The organism is Serratia grimesii (assembly GCF_900186025.1).
GTDB classification, from domain to species: domain Bacteria; phylum Pseudomonadota; class Gammaproteobacteria; order Enterobacterales; family Enterobacteriaceae; genus Serratia; species Serratia grimesii.
Genome location: NZ_LT883155.1, coordinates 1137219 through 1155006, shown reverse-complemented (window position 1 = coordinate 1155006; position 17788 = coordinate 1137219). Strand labels below are relative to the sequence as shown.

Below are 17788 nucleotides of genomic sequence, written 5' to 3'. Positions count from 1 at the left end.
CAGTTAACAGGCAGAGAATGTTAGCACATTCCTGCCCGATTGATGATGGCTGTCACCATTTTGCGCACTGAGGATCAGAAGCGCTGTGCCACTAGTTGCTGCATCATATCAATGTGTGCCGATTCGTCGTTCAGCGCAGAAATATACTCGAACTTCTCACCACCTGCATGAAGGAAGATCTCACGGTTTTGCTCTTTGATCTCTTCCAGCGTTTCCAGACAGTCCGCCGAGAAACCGGGGCAAATGAGCTGAATATGCTTAATGCCTTGTGCAGGAAGACTTTTCAAGGTTTCGTCGGTGTAAGGCGTCAGCCATGGCTCGCGACCAAAGCGCGACTGGTACGTCATCATCACCCGATCTGGTGCCACAGGTAACGTGGCGGTCAGGGCGCGCAGCGTGTCTTCACAGCGTTGTGGGTAATCGTCGCCAAGGCGCGCATAGCGTTTGGGAATGCCGTGGAATGACAATACCAGACGATCCGGTTGACCATGCTCGGCGAAGGAACGTTCAACGCTCTGGCGCAGTGCAGCAATATAGGCCGGGTGTTCCGCATAATCGCGAATAAAGCTGATCGAAGGCAGTCGACGATAGCCTTTCAGTATCCGCGCCACCCCGTCCCAGACCGCCGCACTGGTTGAGCAGGAATATTGCGGGTACAGCGGCAATACCACCAGATTGGTCACCCCTTGCGCCAGTAACTTGTCGATAGCCTCTGACAGACTCGGCGAGCCGTAGCTCATGCCCAACTCTACCGGTGTATTCGGCATCCGTGCAGCCAGTGCGCGCTGCTGACGGCGGCTGTAGACCAACAGCGGTGAACCTTCGTCCATCCACACCGATTGATACAGCTTGGCAACCCGCGGTGAACGTATCGGCAAGATCGCACCGTTAAGGATCGGCCACCAAATCAACGGCGAAGTATCAACCACCCGGTCGTCACTGAGGAATTCCTTCAGATAGCGTTTTACCGCCGATGAGGTCGGAGCATCCGGTGTGCCCAGGTTCACCAGCAGTACCCCGTGTTTCTCTTGCTTCATCTCAGTTCCCCTTGATTCCTTGCAAGCTAACCCCCCGTTCTGGGTCAGGGCGTTAACATCGATTAATGGCGCCTATTGTAACGGAAAAGCGCCTTGTCGGAACCGATATCAGCAACAGGTACTACCCATGATGAAGGCGGGAAACTTAAGCCATGTTCTGCCCTTGCGCCAGCTGCCAGACTGCCGCCACATTGCGTGCCGTCACTTCCAGATTATCGGCCGCCTCCGTCAGGGCTTCGTCCAGGGTGACAATACGATCAAGCACTGAAAAAGCGGCATCAATACCGTGCTGATGCACGACCTGATAATCTTTCGACAGGCTGCCGGCAATGCCGATCACCGGCAAGCCATGGCGTTTGGCTACCCTTGCCACGCCAATCGGTGTTTTGCCGTGGATCGACTGGCTGTCCAGTCGCCCTTCTCCGGTGATCACCAGATCGGCGTCGCAAAGCGCCTCTTCCAGTCGCAAAGTTTCAATCACGATTTCAATTCCCGGCCGTAAGCGAGCGTTGAGCATACCGAGCAAGGCCGCCCCCATTCCGCCCGCTGCACCGGCCCCCGGAGTGTTGATCACTTCACGGCCGGTAGCCTGCTGCAACAAACTGCCAAAATGGCTCAGTGCCGAATCCAACTGCGTCACCATTTCAGGCGTTGCGCCCTTCTGCGGGCCAAACACCGCCGAAGCGCCATGAGGGCCACATAAAGGGTTATCCACGTCACAGGCAGCGGTCACGCTCACCTGTTGCAGACGTGGGTCTACCTCTGAAAGATCGATTTGCGCTAGCTGCGCCAATGCCGCGCCACCGGGCAACAGTGGATTTTGTTTATCATCCAGCAGCCTGGCACCCAGTGCTTGCATCATACCGGCGCCACCGTCGTTAGTGGCACTGCCGCCGATGCCAAGAATAATCGCCTTCACACCGCGCTCTAACGCAGCCAGGATCAGTTCACCGGTACCGTAACTGGTGGTGATCCGTGGATCACGCAGCGCTTTAGGTGCCAGGTGCAGGCCAGAAGCCGCCGCCATCTCAATAACGGCGGTTTCCCCATCCCCCAACAATCCGTAAAAGGCCTGAACCGGCTGGCCCAGCGGCCCCATTACCTCAACCCTGACGATTTCCCCGCCGGTGGCTGCCACCATGGAATCCACCGTACCTTCGCCGCCGTCTGCCATCGGCAGTTTCACATACTGGGCCTGTGGGTAGACCTGGCGGAACCCGCGCTCAATGGCCTCAGCCACCTCCAACGCACTCAGGCTCTCTTTAAACGAGTCCGGGGCAATAACCACTTTTTTCAGCGTTTTCATCAGTATTCCTTATCCCGCCAGATTAAATACGCCAAACATCAACGCCGAGACGGCCGCGATGGTAAAGCCGATCAGGGTTTCATACGGCAGTAACTTCAGCCGTTGATGGACGGCCATATTGACGCTGCCGCCAGTGGCGTGGAAGAAACTGCCGTGTGGCAGGTGATCCAGCACCGTAGCACCGGCATGGATCATCGCTGCGCCGGCCAGCCCACTGACCCCCAGTTCCAGCAAGGTACTGCTGAATACGCCGGATGCCACGGCGGTACCGGCGGTGGTGGAAGCGGTCGCCATCGACATCAGGGCCCCAGACAGCGGCGCAAGCAACCAGGCCGGCATACCTGTGTGGGTCAATCCGTTAATCAACGCGTCCTTCAGCGCCGAGTTGGCGATAATGCCTGCCAGCGTGCCAGTACCGAGCAACATAATCGCTACCGGTGCCATACGGGACAGACCTGAAACCATAAACTGATTGCACTGACGGATGCGCCCCATCAGCAATGCCCCCGCCAGTCCACCGGCTGGTAGCGCAATCAGTGGATCAATGGCAATTCCCGCAATGGGACGTAACGACAGCAACACAATGGCAACCAATGGTGCACTGATCGCCGCCGCAAAGCCCGGACGGGATCCTTCGACATGTTGAGTTAATTCCTCCGCCATCACCTTGTCGCCCTTGTTGCTCAAACGTCGGGCAAGCAGATAAGCCACCACCAACCCGCACAGGCCAGGCACGATACCGGCCATCATCACTGAGGTCAGCGGTACATGGAAGTTGTCGGCAGCCGCAATGGTGTTCGGGTTTGGCGACATCACGTTACCGGCCTTACCGCCACCGATCATCGCCAACAAAATGGCGGCACGTGATATCCCGGCTTTTTGAGCAATTGAAAGCGCAATAGGTGCCACCGTGATCACCGCTACGTCGATAAATACACCGACCGCAGTCAGGATCAGTGTAGCCACTGCCAATGCCAGCAGCGCGCGGGTTTCTCCGACTTTACGAACGATAGTTTCGGCAATTGTGTGTGCGGCACCGGACTCAATCAACACCCCGGCCAACACCCCTGCCGCCAGAATGCGCATCACGGCATTGGTGATGCCCTGAGCCCCGGTAATCATCAGTGTCACGGTCTGCACCAGATCGGCGCCGCCGCATAATCCACCGGCCAATGCACCGGCAATCATGCCATATGCAGGTGGGACCTTGCGTAGAATCAGGACGATAGCGACGATCAATGCTACCAGTGCCCCAAGCGTGGATACCGTTGTCATTATTATTTTCCCCGTTGTTGGTGTGGGGAAAACATATCCTGAGCCTCGGGTATTAGCGTGAGAGAAAGCCACAAAAACCTACGCGGCTGTCCGCCACAAAGTTGTGGCTTTACACAATTCATTCGTGCATCAACATGCCGATATATAACTGTAGCGTGTCAGTTAACTGATTGATTTTTAATCCCGTAATAGCCTCAATGCGCTGTAAGCGATAGCGGAGTGTATTGACGTGAATATGAAGCTCGGCAGCAGTTTGCGTCTGATCACAATTCCGCGAAAAATAGTGCCGAAGGGTGCTACGCAACACCCCTTTTTCATCGCTGGCACCCAATACCTGCCAGGGCCGAGAAAGCTCCTGAGCACGCCAGTCCTCACCTAAATCACACAGTAATGATGGCAACGGGAAATCTTGATAGAACAGTGTCTTATGGCGCAACTTCAGTCGCTGCGCCATCGCCTGCGTAGCGCGAGCCGTCAGATTTGAACGATGTAACCCTGATTCACCGTTAAAGAATCCGCCGATTATCAGGCGCAGGTTAAAGCGCGATTGAAGCTGAGTCTGCAACTGTTGTGCCTGCTTGCGCTCCTGTTTCAAACTCCACTCACCTTGCACCAGACAGGCTGGCCGCAGCAGGATCATTTCGTTGAAGCCAGTAATTGCGATCAGGGCTTCACGTTGGGTATGTTCCAATTCTGTCAGCAGTTCACGCAGCAAATGTGGTTGGGGATCTTGCAATTCGACGACCCAAACAATACGCGGCTGTTGCAGATCCAACCCCAAATAGGCAGCCATCGCCTCCAGTGAGGCCGTTGCCGGTTGCGGTTGCAGTAACTGATTCGCCAGTTCCTCACGGTAACGTTTTTCCCACTGGTTTTGATCCAGCAAAGCCGCCTGCTCTACCATCAGCTCAGCCGCCATTTTCACCAGTTCGGCATAAGCGCGTACCTGCGCCGGCTCACCAGAAATGCCGATCACGCCCACCTGCTGGCTACGAAAACTGAATGGCAGGTTGATCCCGGGTCGCACACCTTTCAAATGCGTAGCGGTCACTGCATCGATTTCCACCACGCGATTCTCGGTCAGTGCCAACACAGCACCTTCATGACGCTGGAACAGGCGTGAGGGATTACCGGAAGCAATGATGACACCGTTACTGTCCATCACGTTGACGGAATGATTGATGATGCCCATCGCACGCTGCACGATCTGGCGTGCGGTGGATTCTGCCAGCAAATTGGTGGGTCTGAGCATACCGGCTCCTGCTAATGATGGAAATGCAGGCAGTTATACGCCACTTTCACGGGGTTATTAAAGGGCAGTGTGACAACAAGCCGAGGCGATCACACTTCGGCAGAAAAAGACAAAAAAAACGCCAGACCTAAGGCCTGGCGTTACGCACAGCTATAAAAAACCGATTAACCGAGAATGGTCGCCAGTTCAGCGCTCACTTCGGTCACTTTACGGGTGCCATCGATTTTACGGTATTGGGTGTTACCTGCTTCAGCTTCTTTGCTGTAATAAGAAATCAGCGGTGCAGTCATCTGATGGTATTCCACCAAACGTTTACGTACGGTTTCTTCCTGATCGTCTTTACGCGTCGTCAGTTCTTCACCGGTCACGTCATCTTTACCTTCCACCTGTGGCGGATTGAATTTAACGTGATACACACGGCCAGACGGCGCATGTACGCGACGGCCAACAATACGATCAACGATCAGTTCGTCTGGCACATCAAATTCCAGCACGTAATCCACGTTGATGCCGGCTTCTTTCATCGCATCAGCCTGTGGAATAGTGCGTGGGAAACCGTCCAGCAGGAAGCCATTACGGCAGTCTTCCTGGGTGATGCGTTCTTTAACCAGTGCAATTACCAGCTCATCGGTCACCAGCTTGCCGGCGTCCATGATCTCTTTCGCCTGCTTGCCCAGTTCACTGCCGGCCTTCACGGCTGCGCGCAACATATCACCAGTAGAGATTTGCGGAATACCGTATTTCTCCATGATGAATTGAGCCTGAGTACCTTTACCAGCGCCCGGAGCGCCCAGCAGAATGATACGCATTGCGTAAATCCCCTTGCTATGTAGTTTTTATAAAATTGCGAAAACGCTCAACCATACCATTTCAGGGGGGGCTGGCTCAAGGTACGCGAGGAAATCGATTGCGGAACACAGGGAGTAAAACAGAGGATAAAACGCGGAAAATCAGTGATAAAACAAAAAAATACGCCCCTAACATACAGGGTAGAGGCGTATATAATCGAAATTATGCGGACAACAGCTTATTCATACGGCGAATAAACTGATTTGGGTCTTCCAGCGTGCCGCGTTCAGCCAGCAGCGCCTGATCCAGTAACAGGTCAATCCATTCAGCGAATTGTTCGTTATCACCCACATCGGATGCGCGTTTGACCAGCGCATGCTCCGGATTCAGTTCGAAAATGTATTTCACGGCCGGAGCTTCCTGGCCTGCCGCGGCAAACAGTTTTGCCATCTGGGTGCTCATTTCATCAGCATCGGTGATAACGATAGCCGGCGTATCCGTCAGGCGGTGCGTCAGGCGCACATCCTTCACACGATCCCCCAGCAGCGTTTTCACGCGATCAACAAACGGCTCCAACTGCTTCTCAGCGGCTTTCTGTTCTTCGGTTTCATCCGCCAGCTTGTCCAATGCGTCGTCCGCCTTGCTGACAGATTGGAACGGCTTGCCGTCAAACTCGGTCAGGTAGCTCATCATCCATTCGTCAATGCGATCGGACAGCAGCAGCACTTCGATGCCTTTCTTACGGAACAGCTCCAGGTGCGGGCTGCTCTTGGCGGCAGCATAGCTGTCAGCAGTGATGTAATAGATCTTTTCCTGCCCTTCTGCCATCCGGCCAACGTATTCTTCCAGCGAAACGGTTTGCGCCGAGCTGTCGCCGTGGGTCGAAGCAAAACGCAGCAGTTTGGCAATGGCTTCTTTGTTGCTGCCATCTTCCGCTGGGCCTTCTTTCAACACCAGACCGAACTGCTGCCAGAACTTCTGGTAGCCTTCAGCATCGTCTTTAGCCAGTTTTTCCAGCATCTGCAGTACACGCTTCGTCAGCGCACCACGCAGGTTTTGCGTTACGCGGCTGTCTTGCAGAATTTCACGAGAAACGTTCAGCGGCAGATCGTTGGAATCTATCAGACCACGCACGAAACGCAGGTAATTCGGCATGAACTGCTCAGCGTCGTCCATGATGAATACGCGCTGCACATACAGCTTCAGACCGTGCTTGTGATCGCGGTTCCACATGTCCCAAGGTGCCTGTGCCGGGATATACAGCAGGCTGGTGTATTCCTGCTTCCCTTCAACCCGGTTATGGCTCCAGCTCAGCGGATCGGTAAAATCGTGCGCGATGTGCTTGTAGAACTCTTTGTATTCTTCGTCGGTAACGTCAGCCTTGCCACGGGTCCACAAAGCCTGTGCTTTGTTGATTTTCTCCCAGGTAACGGTGCCGTCTTCTTCGTTTTTGGTTTCAATTTCAACAGGCAGTGCGATGTGATCGGAGTATTTGCCGATCACCGAACGCAGGCGCCAGGCATCGAGATACTCGTCTTCGCCTTCACGCAGATGCAGCGTGATTTCAGTACCGCGATCTTCTTTGCTAATGTCAGCAATGGTGTAATCACCTTCACCAACAGACTCCCAGAACACGCCCTGATCAGCAGCAGCGCCGGCAGCGCGGGTGCGAACGGTCACTTTATCCGCCACGATGAACGCGGAGTAGAAGCCCACGCCGAACTGGCCGATCAGTTGGCTGTCTTTAGCCTGATCAGAGCCGATAGATTCCAGGAAGGCCTTGGTACCTGATTTGGCGATAGTACCCAGGTTTTCAATCACTTCTTCGCGGCTCATACCAATGCCGTTGTCAGCAATGGTCAACGTACGTTTGTCTTTATCGAAGGACAGGCGTACACGCAGCTCACCGTCACCTTCATACAGCTCAGGTGTGGACAATGCACGGAAACGCAGTTTGTCGGCGGCGTCTGAGGCATTGGAGATCAGCTCACGCAGGAAAATTTCTTTATTGGAGTACAGCGAATGAATCATCAAATGAAGCAGTTGTTTTACTTCAGACTGGAAACCACGGGTTTCTTGACCTTTCATACTCATTGATTACCTCAAAGACAATAGCTACCAAAATCGGACAATGAGGATCAAGTGGGGGTAAGGGCGTTGTTTTTCAAGCGACTGGCGGGAAATTTTTGCAGAATAACTGACGGGGCCAAATAGCCCCGTCAGAGGAAAACATTAAAACTTAATGACGTGGCGACCTGCCAATGAATGTGACAGCGTAGTGCCATCAACCATCTCGAGTTCGCCACCCACCGGCACGCCGTGGGCAATGCGGCTGGCAACCACACCATACTGACCACACATCTCGGCAATATAGTTGGCAGTAGCCTCACCTTCCACCGTCGGGTTGGTGGCCAGGATCACTTCGGTAATGCTTTCTTTTTCCAGCCGTTGCTCCAGCCGATCCAAACCGATATCGCCAGGCCCAATGCCGTCCATCGGCGACAAGTGGCCCATCAGCACAAAGTAGCGCCCGGCGAACTGGCCGGTCTGCTCAATGGCGTGAATATCAGCCGGGCTTTCCACCACACAGATCTGGCCGTTTTGCTGACGGCGCGGATTGGCGCAGATAGTGCAAATATCTTGCTCGGTGAACGTGCGGCAATCGGCACAATGACCGATTTCCGACATGGCACGGGTCAGCGCCTGCGCCAGGCTCATTCCACCGCTGCGATCGCGCTGCAACAACTGGAATGCCATGCGTTGCGCCGATTTAGGGCCTACGCCCGGCAGACAACGCAATGCCTCCATCAGTGTTTCAAGGAGCGGGCTGGTTTGCATCAGAACGGCATCTTAAAGCCAGGTGGCAGTTGCATGCCATTGGACACGGATGCCATCTTCTCTTTCTGGGTTTCGTCGATACGACGTGCTGCATCGTTGATCGCCGCAGCGATCAGATCTTCCAGCATATCTTTGTCGTCTTCCATCAGGCTCGGATCGATCTCCACACGACGGCAGTTGTGCGCGCCATTGATGGTGACTTTCACCAGGCCAGCACCAGATTCGCCCGTCACTTCCAATTTGGCGACTTCTTCCTGCATCTGCTGCATTTTTTCTTGCATTTGCTGGGCTTGCTTCATCAGGTTGCCCAGACCGCCTTTACCAAACATAGTCGTCTCTCGTCGCTAGGGCCGCGCACTTTACGCGGCGTTTAAATGGGGCGAATACTCTCTTCATCCAGATCCGCGTCAAAGAAACGGCGCAGCGTCTGGATATTGGTATCCGCAACGATCGACTGACGCGCCTGCGCCAGTTTTTCTTCATAAATGGCTTGTCGCCACTCCAGCGGAGTCCGCTCCGCTGGATTATCGTCTTCCACCACGGTCAACTCAACCGGGCTGCCATACAGCTCGCTGAGCGCATCAGTCAGCACCTTCTGCGCCGATGGCGAGTTCAGATGACGCTGCGACGACCGCAGATGGAGACAAATCTTACCCGGTTCCAGCTGTTGTTTAACCGCGTTTAATGCCAGTTGCTGTACCAGTTTCGGAATTTTTAGCTTATCGATTTCCGCGGCCCAAGCATCGCGCTCCAACGACTCAACCACCAGCTTAGCTGACAGTTCAGGCGTTTTCTCATGCTCAAGCGCGGTACGCAGTGCTTTTGGCGTAGCCAGCGGCTCCGGTTCGGCCTCTGGCTCGGTTAATGCTCGCCAGCGGTAAGCTTCCGGCTTGGCCGGTTTTTCCTGCACGATCTTTTCCGCCTGGCGCTGCTGGCTGCGCTCAGTCACGGAAGCCAACCGCTCCAGTGCTGAGTTTGCCGGCCGCGCTTTTCCAGGCGCCGCCGGTTCACTCTTTTTTGGTGTGGATGCTCCCTGCTGCCGTAGCAGTTGGGTTCGCGCCTTTAATAATTGCGCGGTGGCATCCGGTAAATGCGCCGGTTGATTGTTCTGCGGTGCGGCCTGCCCTAACGGCGGTGGCGCATCCTGAAACTGTTGTGGCTGTGCCAGTTGAGACTGCGGCTGTGTCAATTGCACGGGTGCCGTCTGCACCATCGCGACCGGCTCTGGAATCACCGCTTTCGGGTGAAACGCCAGTGCACGCAGCAAGGTCATTTCAACCCCCATACGGCGATCCGGTGCAAAAGCCAGCTCTTTACGCCCGATCAGCAGCGTTTGGTAATAAAGTTGCACGTCAGTCGGCGGCAAAGTACGCGCTAACTCACGCAGCCGCTGTTCGATAGCGGCGTAATGGTTGTCCAGCACCGATGGCAGCAATTGCACCATCGCGATACGGTGCAGCAACGCCAACGTTTCGACTAGCAGATTTTCCCAATCGACACCGCGCGAAGCGGCCTGCGCTACCTGTGCCATCACCTTTTCACCATCGGCACTCACCAACGCCTCGAGGATAGCCAGTGGCTGTTCGTCGTCGAGTGTGCCAAGCATCTGGCTAACCGTGGCGGTGGTTACCTGCCCCTGCCCCATGGCAATCGCCTGGTCAGTGAGGCTCAGTGCATCGCGCATGCTACCGTCAGCGGCGCGCGCTAAAAGCTGCAATGCACGCTGATCGCTGGTGATGTGTTCTGCTTGCAGTACCGTTTCCAACTGGCTGCGGATTTGGTCGACATCCAACGCCTTGAGATGGAATTGCAAACAACGTGACAGAATGGTCACAGGCAATTTTTGCGGATCAGTGGTTGCCAGCAGGAATTTGACGTGTGCAGGTGGCTCTTCCAGCGTTTTCAACAGCGCATTGAAGCTGTGGCGCGAGAGCATGTGCACTTCGTCAATCAGGTAAACCTTGAAGCGACCACGGGCGGGCGCATACTGGACGTTATCGAGCAGATCGCGGGTATCTTCCACCTTGGTTCTGGACGCGGCATCAATCTCGATCAGATCGACAAAACGCCCCTGCTCAATCTCGCGGCAGTTATCGCATTGACCGCACGGTGTGGCGGTGATGCCGGTTTCACAGTTCAGGCCTTTGGCCAGCAGGCGCGCAATGGTGGTTTTACCCACGCCACGCGTTCCCGAGAACAGATAGGCGTGATGAATCCGCCCCAGCGAGAGGCCGTTAGCCAGCGCAGTCAGGACGTGTTCCTGTCCGACAACATCTGCAAACGTTTGAGGGCGCCACTTACGGGCAAGAACCTGATAGCTCATTAATACCGGAAAAGTCGAGTAATCTGGAGGGTCATGCTAACACAGCCTCGTGGCGATCCGCGAGGCTGTTTATCCCCATCATCTTTCGTGCCGCCGCGTTATGGGCAACATATGCACACGCCTGGCGGTGAGACGAAATCTATTGGGGATATAAATTTTAAATCAGTGGCCGGCGAAGTTGACCAGGCTGTAGCATTCGATACCCAAGCCGTTTAAACGCGCTTCACCGCCAAGATCCGGCAGGTTAATAATGAATGCTGCGTCTTTAACTTCACCACCCAAACGGCGGATCAGCTTGGCTGTCGCCTCAATGGTGCCACCTGTCGCCAGCAGATCGTCAACCACCAGCACTTTATCACCCGCGTTGATAGCATCGGTGTGGATTTCCAGCTTGTCAGTACCGTATTCCAGCTCATAGCTTTCGCTGAGGGTCGCACGCGGCAGCTTGCCTGGTTTACGTACAGGTACAAAACCCACGCCCAGCGCCAACGCAACCGGAGCACCAAACAGGAAACCACGCGCTTCGGTGCCCACCACTTTGGTGACGCCCGCTTCGCGGAAGCGCTCAACCAGTAATTCAATACTGGCAGCATAGGCCAGCGGGTTTTCCAGCAGGCTGGTGACGTCACGGAACAGTATGCCCGGCTTAGGGTAGTCCGGAATGGTTTTGATACTGTCTTTAATAAACTGAAGCTGCTGCGCAGTAGCGGTCATAATTATTGCCTGATAAAACTGCCTAATGACTTGCACGCAGGTCGTCTGAAACCCAATCCCGCGATAAACAGGAAATGGGGAGCACCCCGCGCACGAAAACGCCCAAATCTATGCAAACTGGCGGACAAATGCAACTGTCGCCTGCATCTTTCAAGCTGCAGCCTAAAAGCTACTGACTATCATAAGCCACAATCAGCGCTGTTTTTGTTGCGGCAGGTCAACAACAGGTAGACGCAGCATAAAGGCCAGCAGAATGGCCAACATCAATAATAATAACCCGCGTACCCACCAGATTTTCACCAACCATAGCGAAATCGCAAAGGTTAGCACGATCACCAACACGGCCTTCCATTTGGCCCCAGGCGGTAACGCACGATGCTGCTGCCAATGACGCAGATAAGACCCGAACCATGAACGGTACAGTAACCAAGAGTGGAATCGCGGCGACGAACGGGCAAAACACCAAGCGGCCAGCAACAGGAACGGCGTCGTCGGTAATAACGGCAATACCACGCCCAGCGTTGCCAGCACCACCGCCAGCCAACCGAGGATAATCAATAACCAACGTGTCATGTCACTCCTTCATCCTTGGACCTGTTAGCGGCTACTTTACCACCGGCATCTGCCGCATCGCCAGCCACTGCAACCGGAATATACGCGTGGCGCTTGTTTCACGGCGTGATCGCGGGCAAGCTGAACCCAATCTCATTGTTATGGAGCCAACGTGAGCACTCAGCGTCTTTTACACGTGTTAGAACAACAGATCACGGTACTTGCCGGCGAAATCACACCGCGCGGCGATGCCCCTATTCCGCAGGCACGCTTTGACGCAGCGCTGTTTTCCAACCGCGGCACACGTCTGCGCGATTACCTGACAGAAGTGCAAAAGAACTTTACCCAATTGCAGACCGCTGCCAACGACAAACGCACGACACAGGTTGCCTTTCTGGCCGAGCGGCTGGTAGCACAGATCACCGCTCTGCAGCGCGAGCTTGCGACTCAAGCTCTGCGCCGCAAGAATCAACCCAAGGAAGTGGCAGCAGTCGATTTGTATCACAAGCTGGCCGAGCATCAGGATTATGAGCGCCGAATCATTGCAATGATTCAAGATCGGGAAAGTCTTTTAGGAAGACAAACGACGCTGGCTGCACAGCAAAAACTACAACATGAACTCGCGGCGCTGGAAGGTCGATTGATGCGTTGCCGCCAAGCATTGGCGCGCATTGAACGCAGTATTGAGCGCAAAGAAAACGGTTTTTGAAGATTTATCACAATATTTTAATGATTATTCCCCTCCGAGGATCTTGTTCACTATACTCAGCCGAAGCGAAGCATCACTCATTCATCTCAATTAAAACGTGGGTTTTATGTCTCTAGAAAATGCCTCACCAGAACTGCAACTGGCGGTAGATCTGATTTACCTGTTGGAATGCAATGAGATCGATCCAGCCACCGCACTGGCGGCGTTGGATATCGTCAAACGGGATTATCAGGAAAAGCTGCAACGCAATGGTGTGACCTCTCCCTACCTGCCTGTCGGGCAATAAAAAGGGTTCAGCCTGCGCTGAACCCTTGATTCTCATCCCACTATCCTGCCGATACTCCACCTTCTCCCGGTGACAGTGTCCGTTTGACTTCCTGCACCTCATTGCCCTGCTGGTTGTGCAAGTACACTTCAAGCTGGTTGAAAGCAATATTGATGTCGTTCTCACGACACAGGCGTTCGATCGAACGGTTCAGTTCGTCGACGGTATAGCTGCGGTCACGCAATTCCCGGACATAAAGACGCAGTTCATGATCCAGCGTGCTGGCGCCAAAATTAAGGAAGAATACCTGCGGTTCTGGATCGGTCATTACCCGCGGATTATCGTGCGCTGCCTTTAACAGCACCGCTTTCACCTTATCCAGATCTGAACCATAAGCCACACCGACTTTGATCAATACACGGGTGATGGTGTCTGACAGAGACCAGTTGATCAACCGCTCGGTCACAAACGCTTTGTTCGGGATGATCACCTCTTTGCGGTCAAAGTCAGTGATGGTCGTGGCGCGAATGCGAATTTTACTGACCGAGCCGGAGAAGCTACCAATAGTAATGGTGTCGCCGATGCGGATCGGCCGTTCGAACAGGATGATCAAACCAGAGACAAAGTTGGCGAAAATCTCCTGCAGACCAAACCCTAACCCTACGGTTAAACCGGCGGCCAACCACTGCAGTTTATCCCAAGAGACACCCAGCGACCCGAGTGCGGTCACAGCGCCCACGGTGGTAATCAGATAGGTCAGTATGGTCGTGACAGCGTAAGACGTCCCCTGCCGCAACTGCAGCCGTGACAACACCACCACTTCCAGTAAACCTGGCAGGTTGCGGGTCATGACGTAAGCGACGATCACCGCAGCTATCGCGACCATCATATTACCCAGCGTCACCGCCTGTGCCACGCTGCTGCCCGCAACGGTCGCGGTATAATGCCAGAGCGTGATGCTGTCCAGATACGAAATCACCGTTACCAGATCCGACCAAATACCGTACAGAGCGCTGGCGAAGATAATAAATAGCACCATAGTGGTCAGACGCAGCGATTGTTCGTTGATCTGATCGAGCGCCAAAGGTGGCTCTTCAACCGGCTCGACCCCTTCGGCCCCCTCTTTCTCTTTCGCCAAACTCTGACGGCGAGCCAACGCACGCCGATATGCCAGCCGCCGCGCCGCAACGCTCAAACCGCGAATAGCGGTCAGATAAACAATGTTCCACAGGAAGAATAAATAGAGACTGTCGATCCAGCGGCCAGCAAGGCGCAGTGTAGTGTAGAAGTAACCGGCGAACATCAACCCGAGCAAAATCAGCGGCGTCGCTGCAATAGCAGTGACGATCACTAACCGCACCGCATGTGAGCCTTTCTCACGCCAACTGTCGCGACACATTGGGAACACCAGCACGGCTAACAGCGCCAATGTCAGCATCACCACCACCTGGCCAATAACATCTTCCACCAGCCGTAACGGCGCTTTCTCACCCAGCACTGACCAGAAGATTAACGGCAGTAGCGCCAGGCCCAAGCGCACCGTCTGACGACGATAGTGCGCACAGAGTTCAACAGAAAAGTTGAAATGCCGCTCGCTGATGCCGCCACGTGCCAATAGACGATAGGTAAAGCCGAAAACCAGCCAGAACATCGCTAACTGCTGCGAGAGTGCCCAAATAAAGTCACTGAGGCCAATATCTGCCCGGTAACACCAGAAACCGGCGCCGAGTAATAGCGCCGAACCTGGCAATACCTTCAACAGGGTCAAAATAATGGCTTTCGGCGTATGCAATTGGCTATCGCGCTTTAACTGCCCGACATCATTCGCCAGTTTCTGCAAATGATTGTCGATCAGCTTATAGCGCCAACGTAGCAAACCCAGTAACAGCAACAGCGGGATAAGGATGACTAATGAATTCAACCCACCTTGCAGCATTTTGCCGATGTCTATTTTGAAATCGAGCGCGGCAATTTGATCTTTGACCGCCCCCGGCAATGCTTTCAACCATGCCAAATCGACCGGCTTATTGCTGTTTACCCAGAAAATCTGCTGGGTTAGCGTATCTCGTAGCGAGGTGTTAACACTGGTCAACTGTTGCTGGTTGATCTGCAAGCTGATCGACTGTGCCAACTGATTGCTGAGCTGTTTATTCAACTGATCCAACAGCTCACGCCGCATATCGACGATTTCATTCAAGGCATCAAGCACGTCCGCACTGGCTTTTTCTTTACTGTCGGCGACCAACTTATTGATGTAATCATCACCCTTGAACAGATCGTCACGCTGCTGGTTGATATCAAATTGCTCCAGACGGAGATCGGCAATGCGTGTCCCCATATCAGCCACCAGCGTTCCCTGCGGCAGACTTTGTTGCTGCTGATACAAAATGCGCGACAATACCAGGCTGCCTTTCAGTACCTGGATTTGTTCCTTCAGATTACGCTCCGCCTGCAAGCCACGATCGAGCCAGTTCTTCACCCGAATATTCTGTTGGAACAGCACGTTGCTCTCTTCAGTCGCCGCGATCAGCCGTTGACTAAGTTGACGGTTAACGTCCAGCTCCTTGCTGACCAACTGATCATGCTGAATATCTGTCGCATCTTCCGGATTCTGTGCTTCTTTCGCGGTTTTTTCCGATAACGTCAGCCGCTTACTGTTGACCACCTCTTGCAGTAGCTGCACGCTATGGTCCAGTGCATCAATGTGCCCGGTGGTGTAATCCCGCTGCTTCTGCAACAGATCCTGCAAGGTGGTGTTGGCTTCCAGACTTTTTCGCTGTAGATCAATTTGCGCGTTGAGCAACGTCTGTTCAGTTGCCAGCATCACCAACTGGCTGTCGCGCAATGAACTCTGGCCCGGCGTCTGGTCATTGATTTGGTTGCGGATTTCCTGCAGGCGCTGCGAAGCAGTATACATACTGCTTTGTACCCGCTCTGGCTGGGTCTGCAATGAAACCAGTTGGCTGTTATAAGTCGACAGGTTTTCTTGCGCCGTCTGCAAGTCGTCAAGCGTCTGATAGAGGCGGGTTTCTAACTGGCGTAGCGAAAGCGGCAACAGTTCAGCTCTGGCAGCCGCACTGTCTACCGGCGCTTTCAACGCCTCTAGATCAGCGGTCACCTGCCGTAATTTGCCAGGAGCCAATTGCAGCTGCTGTTTAAGCTGGGCTCCATCTTGTTTGGTGCGTTCGATTGCATCCAGCAGTTCAAGCGTCCGGGTCAAATCCTGCTGGGTCAGTTTATTCACCGGCGTCAGCGTTTTTTGCTTATTCAACGCATCCAGTTGGCTTTGAATTTCGCTGCGAGACGGTAGATCGCCATTCAGCGCAGCATAAGCCGTGGGCTGGCAGACCGCGCAAACCGCGATCAATAAAAATAGGACAAGCGTGCGGCAGAGATCCACACCAAGGAACGAGGGTAACGCTGAAAAAGGGCGTTTAACTAACCTGCGATGCATGATTTAGCTTCGAATCAATAAAGAAGCAGAAAGATTATCACGATCGCAGATAGCCAAAGAATAAGAAAAGCATTGCTGGTGATGTACAGATGTACCGGAATCAGAACGTCAGCACTTTCTCGGCCGCCAGCGTCCACTGCGCCAGCTCAACCAACGTGCCGATCTCTACGCCGTCAGCCAGCGGTAACCGGCTAACCCCCCGCGCATCCGCGCAGGTTTTACACAGCTTCACCGGTACCTGCTGTGCAGTGAGAATTTCCAGCATCTGCTGCAAATGGTAGCCTTCATGCGGCTGTTGCCCAGCGAGGCCGGCGACCACCGCATCAGACATCAGGAACAGTTTCAGATCGAGATCGGTTTGCTGTTCTTTCAGCGCAATCGCCAGGCGTAATGCATTAAATAACGATTCGTGACCATAGGCGGCGCCATTGGCGATCAACACAACAGATGACATAGTGCTTCTCCTATAAAGGATGACTTTCGACGCTGCACGGCAGTGCCGCCAGCTCTTCCGGCTTGATACGCAAGGTTGGGCTAAACTGGGCCATTTCGAGGAAAGAATCTATCAGCATCGTGGCTTCTGCTTTCAAGTCAAAGCTCTCCGGCATAAACAGCCAGTTTTCCATCAGGCCGGTAATATAAGCGTGCAGAATGATCGCCGCACGGCGGGTATGTAAATCAGCAGGCAATTGGCCATGACCCATACAGTCTCGCAGTACCGACTCGATGCGTTCGTAACCGGCCAGATACAGCACTTTACGTGCTTCCTGCAACGGCATCATTTCACCCACGAATTCGCACTTGTGGAAAACGATTTCCATCAGTGCTCTCCGGCGGCTGTCATCGACCGTAGCGGTCAGAATGTAAATCAGAATTTCTCGTAAAATACGCAGTGGATTCTCGGGGAACTTTGCCTGATACTCTATTTCGAGATCGCCTATTTTCGACTCTGATAATTCCCAAACTTCGTTAAACAGGTCTACCTTGTTCTTGAAGTGCCAATAAATTGCACCACGCGTAACCCCGGCAGCGGTGGCAATATCTGTCAATGACGTTGCAGAAACGCCACGTTCAGAGAATTCTTGCACCGCAGCATCAAGTATGTGCTGTCGAGTTTCTAGCGCCTGCTGTTTGGTTTTTCGTGCCATGACGTTGTTTTTTCGGGGGAGTGTGATTTACATACATTCGCGTATGTATGTACCATAGCACGCACATATAATTAACGCAGCAATGGGTTTTAAAGCTTGTGATCCATTGATCATTTTGAAATCGGA

16 protein-coding genes and 1 other annotated feature are annotated in these 17788 nt (G+C 53.8%); of the genes, 2 read left to right on the top strand and 14 right to left on the bottom strand.

What is annotated here, in order from left to right; all coding sequences use genetic code 11:
- Positions 1-74: 74 nt before the first annotated feature.
- The 11 genes from hemH to SGBXF1_RS05295 all read right to left on the bottom strand — a co-directional run bounded on the left by hemH (position 75) and on the right by SGBXF1_RS05295 (position 12107).
- Entirely contained in the window at positions 75-1037 is a 963-nt protein-coding gene (gene hemH / locus SGBXF1_RS05345) for a ferrochelatase (protein WP_037417840.1), read from the bottom strand.
- Positions 1038-1182: 145 nt separating this feature from the next.
- A complete protein-coding gene (locus SGBXF1_RS05340) occupies positions 1183-2343 on the bottom strand; it encodes a glycerate kinase (RefSeq protein ID WP_037417839.1) in 1161 nt (386 codons plus the stop codon).
- Between the two features lie 9 nt (positions 2344-2352).
- Positions 2353-3618, bottom strand: a complete 1266-nt coding sequence (locus tag SGBXF1_RS05335; RefSeq protein ID WP_037417838.1) for a GntP family permease — start codon at positions 3616-3618, stop codon at positions 2353-2355.
- A 118-nt stretch (positions 3619-3736) separates the two neighbouring features.
- A complete protein-coding gene (locus SGBXF1_RS05330) occupies positions 3737-4870 on the bottom strand; it encodes a sugar diacid recognition domain-containing protein (RefSeq protein WP_037417837.1) in 1134 nt (377 codons plus the stop codon).
- Positions 4871-5034: 164 nt separating this feature from the next.
- A complete protein-coding gene (gene adk, locus SGBXF1_RS05325; RefSeq protein ID WP_061806811.1) occupies positions 5035-5679 on the bottom strand; it encodes an adenylate kinase in 645 nt (214 codons plus the stop codon).
- A 202-nt stretch (positions 5680-5881) separates the two neighbouring features.
- Entirely contained in the window at positions 5882-7747 is a 1866-nt protein-coding gene (htpG, locus tag SGBXF1_RS05320; RefSeq protein ID WP_037425216.1) for a molecular chaperone HtpG, read from the bottom strand.
- Positions 7748-7891: 144 nt separating this feature from the next.
- On the bottom strand, positions 7892-8497 hold the full coding sequence (gene recR, locus SGBXF1_RS05315) for a recombination mediator RecR (RefSeq protein ID WP_037425220.1): 606 nt from the start codon (positions 8495-8497) through the stop codon (positions 7892-7894).
- Positions 8497-8826 (bottom strand): YbaB/EbfC family nucleoid-associated protein, encoded by a 330-nt coding sequence (locus SGBXF1_RS05310; RefSeq protein WP_012005575.1) that lies wholly within the window; start codon positions 8824-8826, stop codon positions 8497-8499. The genes recR and SGBXF1_RS05310 overlap by 1 nt, the downstream gene beginning before the upstream one ends.
- 41 nt (positions 8827-8867) lie before the next feature.
- Positions 8868-10820, bottom strand: coding sequence for a DNA polymerase III subunit gamma/tau (dnaX, locus tag SGBXF1_RS05305; protein ID WP_037425223.1), 1953 nt, complete (start codon positions 10818-10820; stop codon positions 8868-8870).
- Positions 9471-9535: a sequence feature (DnaX frameshifting element), on the bottom strand. It overlaps the preceding gene by 65 nt.
- A gap of 162 nt (positions 10821-10982) precedes the next feature.
- Positions 10983-11534 (bottom strand): adenine phosphoribosyltransferase, encoded by a 552-nt coding sequence (gene apt, locus SGBXF1_RS05300; protein ID WP_037425226.1) that lies wholly within the window; start codon positions 11532-11534, stop codon positions 10983-10985.
- A 192-nt stretch (positions 11535-11726) separates the two neighbouring features.
- Positions 11727-12107 (bottom strand): DUF454 family protein, encoded by a 381-nt coding sequence (locus tag SGBXF1_RS05295; protein WP_037425229.1) that lies wholly within the window; start codon positions 12105-12107, stop codon positions 11727-11729.
- A gap of 151 nt (positions 12108-12258) precedes the next feature.
- Between SGBXF1_RS05295 and priC the strand changes: the two genes are divergently transcribed.
- Entirely contained in the window at positions 12259-12795 is a 537-nt protein-coding gene (gene priC / locus SGBXF1_RS05290; protein WP_037425301.1) for a primosomal replication protein PriC, read from the top strand.
- A gap of 106 nt (positions 12796-12901) precedes the next feature.
- A complete protein-coding gene (gene rsmS / locus SGBXF1_RS05285; protein WP_020825528.1) occupies positions 12902-13081 on the top strand; it encodes a pleiotropic regulatory protein RsmS in 180 nt (59 codons plus the stop codon).
- Positions 13082-13121: 40 nt separating this feature from the next.
- Here the strand turns inward: rsmS and mscK are convergent, their stop codons facing one another.
- The 3 genes from mscK to acrR form a co-directional block, all read right to left on the bottom strand.
- Positions 13122-16514, bottom strand: coding sequence for a mechanosensitive channel MscK (gene mscK / locus SGBXF1_RS05280; protein WP_186427943.1), 3393 nt, complete (start codon positions 16512-16514; stop codon positions 13122-13124).
- Between the two features lie 100 nt (positions 16515-16614).
- On the bottom strand, positions 16615-16968 hold the full coding sequence (locus SGBXF1_RS05275; RefSeq protein ID WP_037425236.1) for a DsrE/DsrF/TusD sulfur relay family protein: 354 nt from the start codon (positions 16966-16968) through the stop codon (positions 16615-16617).
- A gap of 10 nt (positions 16969-16978) precedes the next feature.
- Entirely contained in the window at positions 16979-17662 is a 684-nt protein-coding gene (gene acrR, locus SGBXF1_RS05270; RefSeq protein ID WP_186427942.1) for a multidrug efflux transporter transcriptional repressor AcrR, read from the bottom strand.
- Positions 17663-17788: the final 126 nt, after the last annotated feature.

What these genes read in the sequence shown, in the direction of transcription:
- SGBXF1_RS05340 (WP_037417839.1), bottom strand. Translation starts at nt 2,343, where the DNA reads ATGAAAACGCTGAAAAAAGTGGTTATTGCCCCGGACTCGTTTAAAGAG.
- apt (WP_037425226.1), bottom strand. Translation starts at nt 11,534, where the DNA reads ATGACCGCTACTGCGCAGCAGCTTCAGTTTATTAAAGACAGTATCAAA.
- dnaX (WP_037425223.1), bottom strand. Translation starts at nt 10,820, where the DNA reads ATGAGCTATCAGGTTCTTGCCCGTAAGTGGCGCCCTCAAACGTTTGCA.
- adk (WP_061806811.1), bottom strand. Translation starts at nt 5,679, where the DNA reads ATGCGTATCATTCTGCTGGGCGCTCCGGGCGCTGGTAAAGGTACTCAG.
- rsmS (WP_020825528.1), top strand. Translation starts at nt 12,902, where the DNA reads ATGTCTCTAGAAAATGCCTCACCAGAACTGCAACTGGCGGTAGATCTG.
- SGBXF1_RS05335 (WP_037417838.1), bottom strand. Translation starts at nt 3,618, where the DNA reads ATGACAACGGTATCCACGCTTGGGGCACTGGTAGCATTGATCGTCGCT.
- acrR (WP_186427942.1), bottom strand. Translation starts at nt 17,662, where the DNA reads ATGGCACGAAAAACCAAACAGCAGGCGCTAGAAACTCGACAGCACATA.
- hemH (WP_037417840.1), bottom strand. Translation starts at nt 1,037, where the DNA reads ATGAAGCAAGAGAAACACGGGGTACTGCTGGTGAACCTGGGCACACCG.
- SGBXF1_RS05295 (WP_037425229.1), bottom strand. Translation starts at nt 12,107, where the DNA reads ATGACACGTTGGTTATTGATTATCCTCGGTTGGCTGGCGGTGGTGCTG.
- htpG (WP_037425216.1), bottom strand. Translation starts at nt 7,747, where the DNA reads ATGAAAGGTCAAGAAACCCGTGGTTTCCAGTCTGAAGTAAAACAACTG.
- SGBXF1_RS05330 (WP_037417837.1), bottom strand. Translation starts at nt 4,870, where the DNA reads ATGCTCAGACCCACCAATTTGCTGGCAGAATCCACCGCACGCCAGATC.
- recR (WP_037425220.1), bottom strand. Translation starts at nt 8,497, where the DNA reads ATGCAAACCAGCCCGCTCCTTGAAACACTGATGGAGGCATTGCGTTGT.
- SGBXF1_RS05310 (WP_012005575.1), bottom strand. Translation starts at nt 8,826, where the DNA reads ATGTTTGGTAAAGGCGGTCTGGGCAACCTGATGAAGCAAGCCCAGCAA.
- mscK (WP_186427943.1), bottom strand. Translation starts at nt 16,514, where the DNA reads ATGCATCGCAGGTTAGTTAAACGCCCTTTTTCAGCGTTACCCTCGTTC.
- SGBXF1_RS05275 (WP_037425236.1), bottom strand. Translation starts at nt 16,968, where the DNA reads ATGTCATCTGTTGTGTTGATCGCCAATGGCGCCGCCTATGGTCACGAA.